A 14,357-nucleotide genomic window follows, 5' to 3' on the forward strand; every position below is an offset into this window, starting at 1 on the left:
CCCATCTCTCCAATGAAAAAGGGCGTCCGGTGGATGAAACCGGACGCCCTTGGACGTTTTGTTGGTCGGTGTGAAAGGATTCGAACCTTCGACCCCTTGCACCCCATGCAAGTGCGCTACCAGGCTGCGCCACACACCGAAGCTCTCGATTATAGCCTTCTCTTTTCAGCGTCCGACCGTCAGCAACTCACGAATTTCAAAAAGCTCGCGGCGAAGCTGCAACAACTGCGACAGGTCGACACTGCGGGCCACGTTCGGTGCGGCTTCTTCGTCGTGCAGCGCGGCCTCGAACTCCTCGTGATCGATCTCGACGGCCTCCATGCCTTCGAGCGGAACCTCGCCGGCCTTGCGGCGGTCGCGTTCGTGCTGCACCAGTTCCTGCAGCTTGTTGCGTGCACCGCTGATCGTGAAGCCCTGGTCGTACAGCAGGTCGCGGATGCGGCGGATCATCAGCACCTCGTGGTGCTGGTAGTAGCGCCGGTTGCCGCGCCGCTTCATCGGGCGCAACTGCGTGAACTCCTGCTCCCAGTAGCGCAGCACATGCGGTTTCACCCCGCAGAGTTCGCCGACCTCACCGATGGTGAAGTAGCGTTTGACGGGAATGGGCGGGAGTGCCTTGTCGGCCATGTTCTCCATTGAAATCAAGTCTGCGCGCGGCAAACCTCAGAGGTTACTCCACGGAAGCGCGCCCGAACAAGTCCTATTCGGAACCCAGGCTCCACTCGACCTCGGGGGCGGCGTTCGGATCGATGTTTCCGTGAATCTGTTCCTTGAGCTTCGCGCTCGCATGGAAGGTCGCGACGCGACGCTCGCCGATCGGAATGGCTTCGCCGGTACGCGGATTGCGGCCAGGGCGCGGCGCCTTCACGCGGATCTGGAAGTTGCCGAAGCCCGAGATCTTCACGTCGGTGCCTTCGATCAGGCTGTTGGCAACCAGGTCGAAGAAAGCCTCGACCATGTCCTTGGACTCGCGCTTGTTCAGGCCGATCTGCTCGAACAGCAGGTCGGCCAGATGCGCCTTGGTGAGCGCGGGCGTCTCGAGTGCTTCGAGCGTGAATTCGACGGCATTCATTCGGGTCATCCTCTCAGGCGTCCGCCCACCTTCGCAGCCAGTTGATCGACGATGGCGCGCACGGCCGGCTCGACCTGCTCGTCGGTCAGGGTGGCGCTGTCGCCCTGGAAGCTCAGGCGCACCGCCATGCTCTTCTCGCCGGGTGCAAGGCCACCGGCCGCGGCCACCGTGCCGTCGCGCGCGGGCTGCGGACGGTAGATGTCGAACAGCACGGCGTCGCGCAGCAGGCCTTGCGCGGCACCGGTCGAACGGATGGCGTCGATCAGCGCATCGTGCGTGACGGCTTCCGCCACCACCACCGCGATGTCGCGCTCGACCGCCTGGTGCTTGGGCACGGCTTGCGCCACCGGCACGGGCCGCGCGGTGACGGCATCGAGGTCGAGTTCGAACAGCACGGCGGGCTGCGCGAAGTCCCACTTCTGGCGCCAGCGCGGATGCAGCTCGCCGACGAAGCCGATGGCCTTGCCGTCGATCGTCACGCGCGCCGAGCGGCCCGGATGCAGCGCCGGGTGTTCGGCGGATTCGAAGCGCGGCACCAGCGGCGCGAGCAATGCCTCGACGTCGCCCTTCACGTCGTAGAAATCGACGCGCTGCGCCTTGCCGTCCCAGCGCGCTTCGTCGGCATCGCCCCAGGCGAGGCCAGCCACGCGCATCGGCTGATGCACGCCGCGCACGGTGCTGTCGGTGGTGGCCACGCTGTCGTCGCGCAGGAACACGCGGCCCACCTCGAACACGCGCACGCGCGGCGCCTTGCGGTCGAGGTTGAACTTGAGCACCTGCAGCAGCGAGCCGAGCAGCGACGAACGCATCACGCTCATCTGGCTCGCGATCGGGTTCAGCAGCTTGACCGGGTTGTCGTTGCCCGCGAGCTCCTTCTCCCAGTCGGCTTCGACGAAGCTGAAGTTGATGGTTTCCTGGTAGCCCAGCGCGGCGAGGCCGCGGCGCACCGCGAAACGGCTGCGCTGCGCCTCGGGACGCACGCGCGCGGTGATCGGCGCGAGCGGCGCGGTGGTCGGCAGGTTGTTGAAGCCGATCAGGCGCGCGACCTCTTCGATCAGGTCTTCCTCGATCAGCAGATCGAAGCGGTGCGGCGGCGGCACGATGGTCAGCGTGCCACCGCCCTCGGTCAGCGCGAAGCCCAGCCGGCGCAGCGCGTCCACGCACTGGGCCTGGGTCAGCGGCATGCCGATCACGCGCGCGGCGCGCGCCACGCGCAGCGTCACGGGCAGCGCCTCGGGCACGCGCAGGATCTGGTCGTCCATGGCGCCGGCCTGGCCGCCGCAGATCTCGACGATCAGCTGCGTGATGCGCTCGATGATCTCGACGGTGCGGCTCGGGTCGACGCCGCGCTCGTAGCGATGGCCGGCGTCGGTCGAGAAGTTGAAGCGGCGCGAGCGTCCCTGCACCGCTTCGGGCCACCAGAACGCGGCCTCGACGTAGATGTTGCGCGTGTCGTCCGAGACCGCGGTGGCGTCGCCGCCCATGATGCCCGCGAGCGATTCGACCTCGCGTGCATCGGCGATCACGCCCACCTTGTCGTCGACCGAGATGGTGTTGCCATTGAGCAGCTTGAGCTGTTCGCCAGCCTTGCCCCAGCGCACGGTGAGGCCGCCGTGGATCTTGTCGAGGTCGAAGATGTGGCTGGGCTGGCCGTACTCGAACATCACGTAGTTCGAGATGTCGACCAGCGGCGTGACGCTGCGCTGGCCGCAGCGCGCGAGGCGCTCGACCATCCAGGCCGGGGTGGCGACCTTGGTGTCGACGCCGCGCACGATGCGGCCCGAGAAACGGCCGCAGAGCTCGGGCGCCTCGACCTTCACGGGCAGCTTGTCGGCGAAGGCCACCTCGACCGGCGCCACGGTGCGCGGCTTGAGCGGCGCGCCCGTCAGCGCGGCGAGTTCGCGCGCCACGCCGTAGACGCTGAGGCCATGCGCGAGGTTGGGCGTGAGCTTGAGCGTGAGCAGCGTGTCGTCGAGCTTGAGCACTTCGCGCACGTCGACACCGATGGGCGCGTCGGCCGCGAGTTCGAGCAGGCCGCCGTGGTCTTCGCTCAGCTGCAGTTCGCGCGCCGAGCACAGCATGCCCTGGCTCTCGACGCCGCGCAGCTTGCCGAGCTTGATGAGGAAGGGCTTGCCGTCCTCGCCGGGCGGCAGTTCGGCGCCCACCAGCGCGCACGGCACCTTGATGCCGACGCGCGCATTGGGCGCGCCGCACACGATGTTGAGCAAGGCGCCCTGCCCCGCGTCGACCTGGCAGACGCGCAGGCGATCGGCGTTCGGGTGCTGGACGGCTTCCTTGATCTCGCCCACCACGATGCGCGTGAAGGGCGGCGCCGCCGGCCGGCGCTCCTCGACCTCGAAGCCGCCCATGGTGAGGGTCTCGGCCAGTTCGGCGCTGTCGATGGGCGGGTTGCAGAACTCGCGCAGCCAGGATTCCGGGAATTGCATCTCTTCGATCTCGATCTGTTTTTCTGGTGTGGAAGGTCTCGTTTCGTCTCGCGCGTCAGCCGATCACTGGAATTGCGAGAGGAAGCGCAGGTCGCCGTCGAAGAACAGGCGAAGGTCGTTCACGCCGTAGCGCAGCATCGTGAGTCGGTCGGGGCCCATGCCGAAGGCGAAGCCGATGTAGCGCTCGGGGTCGAGGCCCATGTTGCGCACCACGTTCGGATGCACCTGGCCCGAGCCCGACACCTCGAGCCAGCGGCCGGCCAGCGGACCGCTCTGGAACTGGATGTCGATCTCGGCGCTGGGCTCGGTGAACGGGAAGAAGCTCGGCCGGAAACGCAGCACGAGGTCGTCGCGCTCGAAGAAGGTGCGGCAGAAGTCGGTGAAGACGACCTTGAGGTCCTTGAAGCTCACGTTCTCGCCGAGCCACAGGCCTTCGCACTGGTGGAACATCGGCGAATGGGTGGCGTCGCTGTCGACGCGGTAGGTGCGGCCCGGCGCGATCACGCGGATCTCGGGCGCCTTGAACGTGCCGGTGGTGTCGGCGGCCGCGGCCGCGAACTCGGCCGCGTACTTCTTGATGTGCTGGTGGGCGTAGCGCACCTGCATCGGGCTGGTGTGCGGACGCAGGTTGTAGGGGATGCCGTCCTCGCCGTTCAGGTCGACGTAGAAGGTGTCCTGCATCGAACGCGCCGGATGGTTCGGCGGGTTGTTGAGCGAGGTGAAGCTGTGCCAGTCGCTCTCGATCTCGGGGCCGTCGGCCACGTCGAAGCCCATGCTCGAGAAGATCTCCTCGATGCGCTCGAGGGTGCGGCTCACCGGGTGCAGGCCGCCCGGGATGCGGCGGCGGCCGGGCAGGCTCACGTCGAGCGCTTCGGCGCGCAACTGCTGCGAGAGCTCCTCGTCGGCCAGTTGCTGACGGCGTTCGTTGAGGGCGGACTCGATCGCCTGCTTGGCCACGTTGATGGCGGCACCGCGCGACTTCTTCTCGTCGACGCTCAGTGCGGCCATGCCCTTCATCAGCTCGGTGATGCGGCCCGACTTGCCCAGGAACTGGGCCTTGGCGTTCTCGAGCTCAGCGGGGGTCTTCGCCTGCGCGAAGGCGGCACGTGCGGTGTCGACCAGGGAGTCCAACTCGTTCATAGCAACAACAGATTTCTTCGGGGAAAAATAAAAAAGGGCTGGTGCTCTTTCAAGCGCCAGCCCTTGTGCCGTGGGCGCAGGAAACTGTCCGGGGACGGTCTCCCGCTGTGCAGAATCAAGCAGCCAGCTTGGCCTTGACCTGCTCCACGATGCCCGCAAAAGCGGCCTTGTCGTGCACGGCGATGTCCGCAAGCATCTTGCGGTCGATCTCGATCCCGGCCTTGCGGATGCCGTTGGCGAACTGGCTGTAGGTCAGGCCCAGTTCACGCGAGGCGGCGTTGATACGCGCGATCCACAGTTGACGGAACACGCGCTTCTTGGTGCGGCGGTCACGGTAGGCGTATTGGCCTGCCTTCATCACCGCCTGTTTGGCGATGCGGAAGACATTGCCGCGGCGACCGCGGAAACCCTTGGCGAGTGCGAGAACTTTCTTGTGGCGGGCGCGAGCCGTTACACCACGTTTGACGCGAGGCATGTGATTACTCCTTGTTCGTCAGTTGATCAAATGCCCATGCCGGGCAGCATCGCGGCCATCGAAACCATGTTGGTTTCGTGCACCGACACCGCACCACGCAGGTGACGCTTGTTCTTGGTGGTCTTCTTGGTCAGGATGTGACGCTTGAAGGCTTGACCGCGCTTGACGGTGCCACCGGGACGAACGCGGAAACGTTTCTTCGCGCTGCTCTTGGTCTTCATTTTGGGCATGTGAATGCTCCTTTAATTTGTGCTCGTGAGGCGCCTTGGATGAACTCCATGGACTTGTTGGCCCCGAGACACTTCTTCATCCCGCCACCGCCTGCGCTTGCCTTTCGACGCGCGCCGGCGATCGGCGAAATCCCGTCAAATTCTCACTTCCGTCGGCACCCGGGGCTTTCGCCACCGGGCCCGGCCGGATCCTTCGCTCAGGCGCCGACGGTGGTCGGTGCCGCGGCGGCTTCCGTCGCCGACTTTGCCGGCGCGCTGCCGGGCTTCTTGCGGCCCGGCGCGATCATCATGATCATCTGCCGGCCCTCGAGCTTCGGAAACTGCTCGACTAGGATCGTGTCGCCGAGCTCGTCGCGGATGCGCTGCAGCAGGGCCAGACCCAGTTCCTGGTGCGTGATCTCGCGCCCCCGGAAGCGCAGCGTGATCTTGCACTTGTCGCCATCCTCAAGAAAGCGCCGGATGTTGCGCATCTTGATGTTGTAGTCGCCATCGTCGGTACCGGGCCGGAACTTGATTTCCTTGACCTCGATGACCTTCTGCTTGGACTTCGCCTCGGCCGCCTTCTTCTGCTCGTGGTACTTGAACTTGCCGTACTCGATCAGGCGGCACACCGGTGGATTGGCCGCCGCGACGACCTCCACCAGATCCACGTCCTGCTCACCGGCGAGACGCAAGGCCTCCGCAAGACTCACAACACCCAATTGCTCGTTATCCGGGCCGATCAGGCGGACTTCCGGGGCCATGATTTCCCGGTTCAGGCGATGTTGGCGTTCCTCGCGGTGGCGGCGGTCGCGAAATGCAGTAGCGATGGTTGGTATCCTCTAAGTTTTGCTACAAAAAAAGTAGCGAAAGCCGCTCAGTCCTCGCGGGCAAGCGGTATATTTGGCACAGAAACATGTGGGGTGTTTCGACGACAAATCAACGCTTGTCAGCAATGTCCTGGACGACCCGTTGCACGAACGATTCGAGGGACATTGCACCGAGGTCTTGATTGCCTCGGGCGCGCACTGCGACGGCGCCAGCTTCCTTTTCCTTGTCGCCCACGACAACGATGTAAGGGAGCTTTTGCAACGAATGCTTGCGTATTTTATACGTAATCTTCTCGTTGTGCAGGTCAAGCTGGACCCTAAGCCCTTGATTTTGCAGCGTTTTCGCAACTTGCGCGGCGTAATCGGCCTGTCCTTCGCTGATATTGAGCACCGCCACCTGCACTGGCGCGAGCCAGGCGGGCATTGCGCCGGCATGGTGTTCGATCAGCATGCCGATGAATCGCTCGAGGCTGCCGACGATCGCGCGGTGCAGCATCACCGGGTGCGCGCGGCCGCTCGACTCCGTGACGTACTCGCCGCCCAGGCGCTCGGCCGTGTTGAAGTCGACCTGCATCGTGCCGCACTGCCACTGGCGGCCGATCGCATCGCGCAGCGTGTACTCGATCTTCGGTCCGTAGAAGGCGCCATCGCCCGGGGCGATCACGAACTCCACGCCCGAGCGGCGCAGCGATTCCATCACCGCGTGCTCGGCCTTGTCCCAGAGTTCGTCGGAGCCCACGCGGTTCTCGGGCCGCGTCGCGACCTTGTAGAGGATGTCCGTGAAGCCGAAGTCCGCGTACACCTTCTGCAGCTGCGCCGTGTAGGCGATGCATTCGTCGAGGATCTGGTCCTCCGTGCAGAAGATGTGGCCGTCGTCCTGCGTGAAGCCACGCACGCGCATGATGCCGTGCAGCGCGCCGCTCGGCTCGTTGCGGTGGCACTGGCCGAACTCGCCGTAGCGCAGCGGCAGGTCGCGGTAGCTGCGCAGGTCGCTCTTGAAGATCAGCACGTGACCCGGGCAGTTCATCGGCTTCAACGCGTACTCGCGCTTCTCCGACTCCGTCGTGAACATGTTGTCGCGGTAGTTCTGCCAGTGGCCCGTCTTCTCCCACAGGCTCTTGTCGAGGATCTGCGGACCCTTCACTTCCCAGTAGCCCGTGTCGCGGTAGATGCCGCGCATGTACTGCTCGACCTGCTGCCAGATCGCCCAGCCCTTGGGATGCCAGAACACCACGCCCGGCGCCACTTCGTCGATGTGGAACAGGTCGAGTTCCTTGCCGAGGCGGCGGTGGTCGCGCTTCTCGGCTTCCTCGATGCGCTGGATGTACTGGTCGAGCTGCTTCTTGTCGGCCCAGGCCGTGCCGTAGATGCGCTGCAGCTGTTCGTTCTTGGCATCGCCGCGCCAGTAGGCGCCGGCCAGCTTCGTGAGCTTGAAGACCTTGAGGAAACGCGTGTTCGGCACGTGCGGGCCGCGGCACATGTCGACGTATTCCTGGTGGTAGTACAGGCCCATGGCCTGCTCGTCGGGCATGTCCTCCACCAGGCGCAGCTTGTAGTCCTCGCCGCGCGACTTGAAGACCTCGATCACCTCGGCGCGCGGCGTCATCTTCTTGACCACGTCGTAGTCCTGCGCGATCAGCTCGCGCATGCGCGCCTCGATCGCGGCCATGTCCTCGGGCGTGAAGGGGCGTTCGAACGCGATGTCGTAGTAGAAGCCCTCCTCGATCACCGGGCCGATCACCATCTTGGCCGTCGGATAGAGCTGCTTGACCGCGTGGCCGACCAGGTGGGCCGTCGAGTGGCGGATGATCTCCAGGCCCTCGTCGTCCTTGGGCGTGATGATCTGGAGCTTGGCATCGTGGTCGATGACGTCGCTGGCGTCGACCAGACGGCCGTCGACCTTGCCGGCCACCGTCATCTTGGCAAGGCCGGGGCCGATGGACTTGGCAACGTCGGCCACCGAGACCGGGCCGGGGTACTCGCGCTGCGAGTTGTCGGGGAGCGTGATGTGGATCATGAAAAACCTCGGGCGAAAAACAAAAAAGCGCGGTGGATGACCGCGCTTTGCTGTGGCAGGGAAGCTGGCTCGAACCAGCGCGCGCGGTTTAGCGGGCGCTTCCTTCGAAGAAGAAAACACCGCAGGTGGCTTGCGGGGTAGTTCGCGGTGTCATAACCAAAGTGCCTTTCTCGCCCTTGTTGACAGTGGAGCCTCGGATTCTAGCCGCTCAGCGCGCGGGCCGTGCCGAGCGCCCCTTTAGTCCATTACGCCACGCCCGCCGCGTTCTTGAGCCCCAGCACGTCGATCGGCTCGATCGCCGGCGGCTTCGCGAACAGCTCGGGCGCCTTCGCCATCAGCGCCTGCGCGATCGGGCCGACGAGGTGCGCCTGGCGGCCCGCCTCGGTCTCGAACGCATCGAACACGCCGAAGGTGGTCGGCGACAGCCGCAGCGCAAACCAGATCGGCGTGGTGGCTTCGTCGCGCGCCATCGCGAGGCCGGCCTCGAGGAACTGCTGGACCTCGGCCTCCTTGCCGGGCTTGGCTTCGAGGCGGGCGAACAGGGCGAACTTGATCATGGACATCTCCGGTCGTTGCAAGGTGGAAGCGGTGCGCGGATCGCAACCGCTGCGGCGACTCTAGAGTCGGCCCTTGCTCTCACCTATTGGCATTTTTTACATCTTTGATATTGTTATTGCCATGCGACTCGACATCCTCGCGCTCGACGGCGTGTTCGACACCGGCCTGGCCACGGTGGCCGACGTCTTCACCACCGCCAACGAACTGGCGGGCCTGCTCGCGCTCGGCGTGCCACCCTTCGAGGTCCGTCTTGCCGGCCTGCGCAAGCGCGTGCGCACGGCACAAGGCCTGAGCGTGCCGGTCGTGCCGTTCGCCGACGCCAGGGCACCCGACTGGATCGCGATCCCGGCCATCGGCGAGAAGATGCCCGAGGGCCTGGCGCGGGCGCTCGAACGCAAGGACATCGCCGATGCCGGTATCGCGCTGCGCGCACGTGCCGACGAGGGCGCGAAGATCGCCGCCGCCTGCATCGGCACCTTCGTGCTCGCCGAATCGGGCCTGCTCGATCGTCAGCAGGCCACCACCACCTGGTGGCTCGCCTCGATGTTCCGCCAGCGCTATCCCGAGGTGCGGCTCGACGACACGCGCATGCTCGTGCCCTCGGGCCCGTCGCTGGTCACCGCCGGCGCGGCGCTCGGCCATGTCGACATGGCGCTGTGGCTGGTGCGCCAGGTCAGTCCCGAGTTGGCCGCCACGGTAGCGCGCTACCTGATCGTCGATTCGCGACCCGCGCAATCCGCCTACGTGATCCACGACCACCTGAGCCATGCCGATCCGATGGTCGAGCGCTTCGAGCGCTGGGCGCGCGCGCGGCTGGCCGACGGCTTCTCGCTCGACGACGCGGCGCGCGCCGTCGGCACCAGCAAGCGCACGCTGGCGCGCCGGCTGCAGCAGGTGCTCGGCAAGAGCCCGCTCGGCTACGTGCAGGACCTGCGCGTGGAGCGCGCGGTGCACCTGCTCAAGACCAGCGACCGGAGCCTCGAGCAGATCGCCGCGCTGGTCGGCTACGCCGACGGCGTGACCTTGCGCACCCTGCTGCGCCAGAAGCTGGGCCGCGGCGTGCGCGAAGTGCGCATGCGCGACTGAGGCGGGCCGGGCACGGACGAAAAAAAGCCCGGCACGCGGCCGGGCTTCAAGGTGACAGCGAATGTCGAGTCAGTTGCTCAGTGGAACTGCTCTTCTTCCGTCGAGCCGGTCAATGCCTTCACGCTCGACTGGCCGCCCTGGATCACGGTGGTCACGTCGTCGAAGTAACCCGCGCCGACTTCCTGCTGGTGCGACACGAAGGTGTAGCCCTGTTCGCGCGCCGCGAATTCCGGCTCCTGCACCATGTTCACGTAGTGCTTCATGCCCTCGCCGCGTGCATAGGCGTGCGCGAACTTGAAGGTGTTGTACCAGTTGACGTGGATGCCGGCCAGCGTGATGAACTGGTACTTGTAGCCCAGGTCCGAGAGGTCTTCCTGGAAGGTGGCGATCTGCTTGTCGTCGAGGTTCTTCTTCCAGTTGAACGACGGCGAGCAGTTGTACGACAGCAGCTTGCCCGGGCAGGCGGCGTGCACGGCCTGCGCGAACTCGCGGGCGAAGCCGATGTCGGGCACGCCGGTTTCGCACCACACCAGGTCGGCATAGGGCGCGTAGGCGACGCCGCGGCTGATGGCCTGCTCGAGGCCGTTCTTCACGCGGTAGAAGCCTTCCGAGGTGCGCTCGCCGGTCAGGAAGGGCTTGTCGTTGGCGTCGTGGTCGGAGGTGATCAGGTTCGCGGCTTCGGCATCGGTGCGGGCCAGCACGATGGTGGGCACGCCCAGCACGTCGGCGGCGAAGCGCGCGGCGATCAGCTTCTCGCAGGCTTCGCGCGTCGGCACCAGCACCTTGCCGCCCATGTGGCCGCACTTCTTGACGGCGGCGAGCTGGTCTTCGAAGTGCACGCCGGCAGCGCCCGCGGCGATCATGTTCTTCATCAGTTCGAAGGCGTTGAGCACGCCACCGAAACCGGCTTCGGCATCGGCCACGATCGGCAGGAAGTAGTCGATGAATTCCTTGTCGCCCGGGTTCACGCCACGGCCCCACTGGATTTCATCGGCGCGGCGGAAGGTGTTGTTGATGCGGCGGACCATGGTGGGCACCGAGTCGTACGCGTAGAGCGACTGGTCGGGGTACATGGTTTCCGAGCTGTTGCCGTCGGCGGCCACTTGCCAGCCCGACAGGTACACGGCTTCGAGGCCGGCCTTGGCCTGCTGCATGGCCTGGCCGGCGGAGATCGCGCCGAAGGCGTTCACGTAGCCCTTCTTCGAACCACCGTTGATCTTGTCCCAGAGCTTCTCGGCGCCGCGCTTGGCGAGCGTGTAGTCGATCGGGAACGAACCGCGCAGGCGCACCACGTCGGCCGCGCTGTAGCCGCGCTTCACGCCCTTCCAGCGGGGGTCCGTGGCCCATTCTTTCTCGAGGGCGGCAATCTGCTGTTCGCGGCTGAGTTGTTCGGTGAGGGTCTGGGGCATGGTCACTCCGTGAGTTGATTGAAGGGTTGGTTTTGAGCGTTTCGGCGCTGCGGCCATGGGCTTACTGTAATCGCGTCGCCCACTCTTATGTCTTATAGAAGACATATTTTTGCATCAACAAAATCAACAACTTACGGAGATATTTCTCAATGAGAAAACAACTTTCTCATATTGAGAAAAAATACTGCGGTGCAGCAGCTGCGATTTTCACGATGCGCAATCACTCTTTCGTCTGTGAAAAACGCGGGCCGGAACGCGCGCCGTCAACGCCGCGAATGCGCGATCCAGTCGCCACCCGCGATCACCGCGCGCCCCTCGATGCGCGACGGATGGATCTCGTAGACCAGGCAATCGAACGCGCGGCCGTCGCTGGCCTGCACACGCAGCCAGCGCTTGATGTACTCGCCCGAATCGTCGTCGGCCACTTCCTCGAGCCGGTCGAGCGCGGCCTCCACCTGCGCATCGATCGCGTAGATCTCGCCCGCCACGCGGCCCTCGCCACCGAGCACCATGCCCGGATAGGCGCCGAGGTCGTAGAGCGTGCCCGCGACCTCGGCATCGGCCACGCGGCGCGGCAGCGGCGCGAAGCGCGCGATGTCGTTGCGCCCACCCGCGCGCAAGGTGCCGTAGACGAAGACGTGGCGCACGCCCGGCACATGCGTCGGTTGCGGCATCATCGATGCCTCCTTTCCCAAATCACCCCAGTCTATTGAACCCCGCCGCACCCGCCCCAGGCCGGCTCATGGCCTACGGCTGCCTCGCGTTGAGCATGTCGCTCGTCGGCTGCTATGTCGCTCTCTCCAAGCCGCTGGTCGCGGCCTTCCCGGTGCTGCTGCTGGCCTGGCTGCGCTTCGGCATCGCGGCGCTCGCCATGCCGCACTGGCTGCGCCGCGCGCCCGACGAACCGCCGATGACCGCGCGCACGCGCTGGCTGGTGTTCCTCGAGTCCTTCCTCGGCAACTTCCTGTTCTCGATCTGCATGCTGTTCGGCGTGAGCCTCACGAGCGCGGTCTCGGCGGGCGTGATCATGGCGTCGATCCCGGCGGCGGTCGCGGTGGCGAGCTGGCTGTTCCTGCGCGAACGCATCACGCTGCGCATCGGCCTCGCGATCCTCTGCGCGGCGATCGGCATCGGGCTGCTCGCGCTCGCGCCGGCGCATGCGAGCGCGCACCCGGGCACGGGAGCGTCCTCGTCGATGCCGTGGCTCGGCAACCTGCTGGTGTTCTGCGCGGTGCTCTGCGAGGCCGCCTACGCGGTGATCGGCAAGTCGCTCACCGGGCGGCTCGGTCCCAAGCGGATCTCCTCGCTGATCAACCTCTGGGGCTTCGTGCTCAGCACGCCGCTGGGCATCTGGTTCGCGCTGCAGTTCGACTTCGCCACGGTGCGTCCCGGCCTCTGGCTGCTGCTGGTCGCCTACGCCCTCGCAGCGAGCATCTGGACGGTGTGGCTCTGGATGACCGGACTGCGCCACATTCCCGCCGCGCAGGCCGGTGTTTTCGCCGTGATGCTGCCCGTGAGCGCGGCCCTCGTGGGCGTGCTCGTGCTCGGCGAAAGCCTCTCCCTGGTGCAGCTGTTCGCGTTCGCGCTCGCTCTCGCTGGCGTCTTCCTGGCGACCTGGCCCGCGCGCCGCAGGCAAAACGGGCGCTCTCCCCTCTGAAAAAACAACAGCCTCCAATGAAAAAACCGCTTTTTCCCTTGGAAACGCGTTTTTTCTCATTTAGCATCCGCGATGCCAGTGGAGACCCTGTTTTTCATTGGTGACTGTTCAACCAAAAAAGGAAATCAACCATGGCAACTGCAAAGAAGGCTCCGGCCAAGAAAGCTCCGGCAAAGAAGGCCGCTGCTCCCGCGAAAAAGGCTGCTGCTCCCGCGAAGAAGGCCGCTGCACCGGCGAAGAAGGCTGCTGCTCCTGCCAAGAAGGCTGCTGCACCGGCGAAGAAGGCTGCTGCTCCTGCCAAGAAGGCTGCACCCGCGAAGAAGGCTGCTGCGAAGGCTCCCGCCAAGAAGCGCACCCCGAACGCCGCCTTCATGAAGGCCCTGACCCCCAGCCCCGCACTGGCTGCCGTGGTCGGCTCGACGCCGCTGCCGCGCACCGCCGTCGTGAGCAAGCTGTGGGACTACATCAAGAAGAACAACCTGCAAGACAAGGCCAACAAGCGCAACATCAACGCCGACGCCAAGCTGAAGGAAATCTTCGGCAAGGCCCAAGTGTCGATGTTCGAACTGGCCGCGCTGATCGGCAAGCACGTCAAGTAAGCGCACCACTCGAACGACCTCCGGGTCGATCAGGAAAGCCGGCGACAGCCGGCTTTTTTTCGTCCATGCCTTTTGCGAGCCCTCAGCGCGCCGCGTCGGCACCCTGCGCAAAGAAGCGCGAGGGCGTGCAGCCGAAATGGCGCCGGAAGGTCTCGATGAACGCGCTCACCGAGCTGTAGCCCACCGTCAGCGCCACCGTGGTCACGGGCTCGCCCACGCCCAGCAATTGCACCGCCTTGAGCAGCCGCGCCTGCTGGCGCCACTGCGCGAAGCTCAGGCCGGTCTCGGCGGCGAAGCGGCGCGTGAGCGTGCGGCGCGCCATGCCGATGCGATCGGCCCATTGCTCGAGCGTGTCGTCGCGCGCGGGATCGTCGGCCAGCGCGGTGGCCAGCGCGAGCAGGCGCCGCTCCTGCGGCAGCGCGAGGTGCAGCGAGGTCCGCGTGCCCGCCGCCAGTTCGTCGACCAGCACCGCCACCAGCCGCAGGCGGCGCGCCGTCTCCCCCTCTTCGCCGAGCGACACCAGCCGCCCCACCAGCTCGCGGATCAGCGGCGTCGACGCGAACACATGCGGCTGCGCGGGCAAGGCCGTCGTCAGCGCCGGATCGAGATAAAGACTCCACCCGGCCGTCGCGCCGTGACTCTGCGCCGCGTGCGCGCAGCGCGGCGCGATCCAGCCGATCCATCCGGGCGGCAGCACCCAGCGCCCCGCGCTGGTCTCGATCAGTTGCAGGCCGGCGCGCAGCGCGAACAGCTGGCCTTCCTCGTGCGCATGCGCGCCCGTGGTGCGCGGTGCCTCGTAGGCGTTGAGATCGAGCCGCACCACGGCCTCAGCCATCGCGTCGCTCCATCTGCGGCATG

The 14,357-nt window shown here is 65.9% G+C and carries 15 protein-coding genes and 1 tRNA gene; 3 read left to right on the forward strand and 13 right to left on the reverse strand.

The window, feature by feature from the left end:
- Positions 1 to 62: 62 nt before the first annotated feature.
- The 10 genes from AC07RM_RS35590 to AC07RM_RS35635 form a co-directional block, all read right to left on the reverse strand.
- Positions 63 to 139: transfer RNA gene (locus AC07RM_RS35590), tRNA-Pro, on the reverse strand.
- Between the two features lie 26 nt (positions 140 to 165).
- Positions 166 to 627 (reverse strand): MerR family transcriptional regulator, encoded by a 462-nt coding sequence (locus tag AC07RM_RS35595; protein ID WP_398501852.1) that lies wholly within the window; start codon positions 625 to 627, stop codon positions 166 to 168.
- Positions 628 to 700: 73 nt separating this feature from the next.
- Positions 701 to 1,072, reverse strand: coding sequence for an integration host factor subunit alpha (locus AC07RM_RS35600; RefSeq protein WP_093342889.1), 372 nt, complete (start codon positions 1,070 to 1,072; stop codon positions 701 to 703).
- Positions 1,073 to 1,077: 5 nt separating this feature from the next.
- Positions 1,078 to 3,519: a phenylalanine--tRNA ligase subunit beta gene (pheT, locus tag AC07RM_RS35605; RefSeq protein ID WP_495337493.1), complete on the reverse strand. Its 2,442-nt coding sequence runs from the start codon at positions 3,517 to 3,519 to the stop codon at positions 1,078 to 1,080.
- Positions 3,520 to 3,582: 63 nt separating this feature from the next.
- Positions 3,583 to 4,659 carry a phenylalanine--tRNA ligase subunit alpha gene (gene pheS, locus AC07RM_RS35610; protein WP_495316527.1) on the reverse strand — a complete coding sequence of 359 codons (1,077 nt, stop codon included), beginning with the start codon at positions 4,657 to 4,659 and terminating at the stop codon, positions 3,583 to 3,585.
- Between the two features lie 115 nt (positions 4,660 to 4,774).
- The gene (gene rplT, locus AC07RM_RS35615) at positions 4,775 to 5,134 is read right to left on the reverse strand and encodes a 50S ribosomal protein L20 (protein WP_012747009.1); all 360 of its coding nucleotides are present in this window, start codon (positions 5,132 to 5,134) and stop codon (positions 4,775 to 4,777) included.
- A gap of 26 nt (positions 5,135 to 5,160) precedes the next feature.
- Positions 5,161 to 5,364 (reverse strand): 50S ribosomal protein L35, encoded by a 204-nt coding sequence (gene rpmI / locus AC07RM_RS35620; RefSeq protein ID WP_057596107.1) that lies wholly within the window; start codon positions 5,362 to 5,364, stop codon positions 5,161 to 5,163.
- 197 nt (positions 5,365 to 5,561) lie between these two features.
- Entirely contained in the window at positions 5,562 to 6,182 is a 621-nt protein-coding gene (gene infC, locus AC07RM_RS35625; protein ID WP_093342892.1) for a translation initiation factor IF-3, read from the reverse strand.
- Positions 6,183 to 6,282: 100 nt separating this feature from the next.
- Positions 6,283 to 8,190 carry a threonine--tRNA ligase gene (gene thrS / locus AC07RM_RS35630; protein WP_208509700.1) on the reverse strand — a complete coding sequence of 636 codons (1,908 nt, stop codon included), beginning with the start codon at positions 8,188 to 8,190 and terminating at the stop codon, positions 6,283 to 6,285.
- Between the two features lie 245 nt (positions 8,191 to 8,435).
- Positions 8,436 to 8,747: a putative quinol monooxygenase gene (locus AC07RM_RS35635; RefSeq protein ID WP_093343463.1), complete on the reverse strand. Its 312-nt coding sequence runs from the start codon at positions 8,745 to 8,747 to the stop codon at positions 8,436 to 8,438.
- 121 nt (positions 8,748 to 8,868) lie between these two features.
- On the opposite strand from AC07RM_RS35635, the gene AC07RM_RS35640 reads away from it, so the two are divergent.
- Positions 8,869 to 9,834, forward strand: coding sequence for a GlxA family transcriptional regulator (locus AC07RM_RS35640; protein WP_495337494.1), 966 nt, complete (start codon positions 8,869 to 8,871; stop codon positions 9,832 to 9,834).
- 77 nt (positions 9,835 to 9,911) lie between these two features.
- On the opposite strand, the gene aceA is transcribed toward AC07RM_RS35640, so the two are convergent.
- Positions 9,912 to 11,243, reverse strand: coding sequence for an isocitrate lyase (aceA, locus tag AC07RM_RS35645; RefSeq protein WP_093342897.1), 1,332 nt, complete (start codon positions 11,241 to 11,243; stop codon positions 9,912 to 9,914).
- A 263-nt stretch (positions 11,244 to 11,506) separates the two neighbouring features.
- Entirely contained in the window at positions 11,507 to 11,917 is a 411-nt protein-coding gene (locus tag AC07RM_RS35650; RefSeq protein ID WP_495337495.1) for a gamma-glutamylcyclotransferase family protein, read from the reverse strand.
- 68 nt (positions 11,918 to 11,985) lie between these two features.
- Between AC07RM_RS35650 and AC07RM_RS35655 the strand changes: the two genes are divergently transcribed.
- Both AC07RM_RS35655 and AC07RM_RS35660 read left to right on the forward strand, forming a co-directional pair.
- On the forward strand, positions 11,986 to 12,900 hold the full coding sequence (locus AC07RM_RS35655; RefSeq protein WP_495337496.1) for a DMT family transporter: 915 nt from the start codon (positions 11,986 to 11,988) through the stop codon (positions 12,898 to 12,900).
- 131 nt (positions 12,901 to 13,031) lie between these two features.
- Entirely contained in the window at positions 13,032 to 13,499 is a 468-nt protein-coding gene (locus tag AC07RM_RS35660; RefSeq protein WP_093342900.1) for an SWIB/MDM2 domain-containing protein, read from the forward strand.
- Between the two features lie 82 nt (positions 13,500 to 13,581).
- On the opposite strand, the gene AC07RM_RS35665 is transcribed toward AC07RM_RS35660, so the two are convergent.
- A complete protein-coding gene (locus AC07RM_RS35665; protein WP_495337497.1) occupies positions 13,582 to 14,334 on the reverse strand; it encodes an AraC family transcriptional regulator in 753 nt (250 codons plus the stop codon).
- Between the last annotated feature and the right edge of the window lie 23 nt (positions 14,335 to 14,357).

This window comes from Variovorax sp. GW821-FHT09B05, assembly GCF_059418265.1.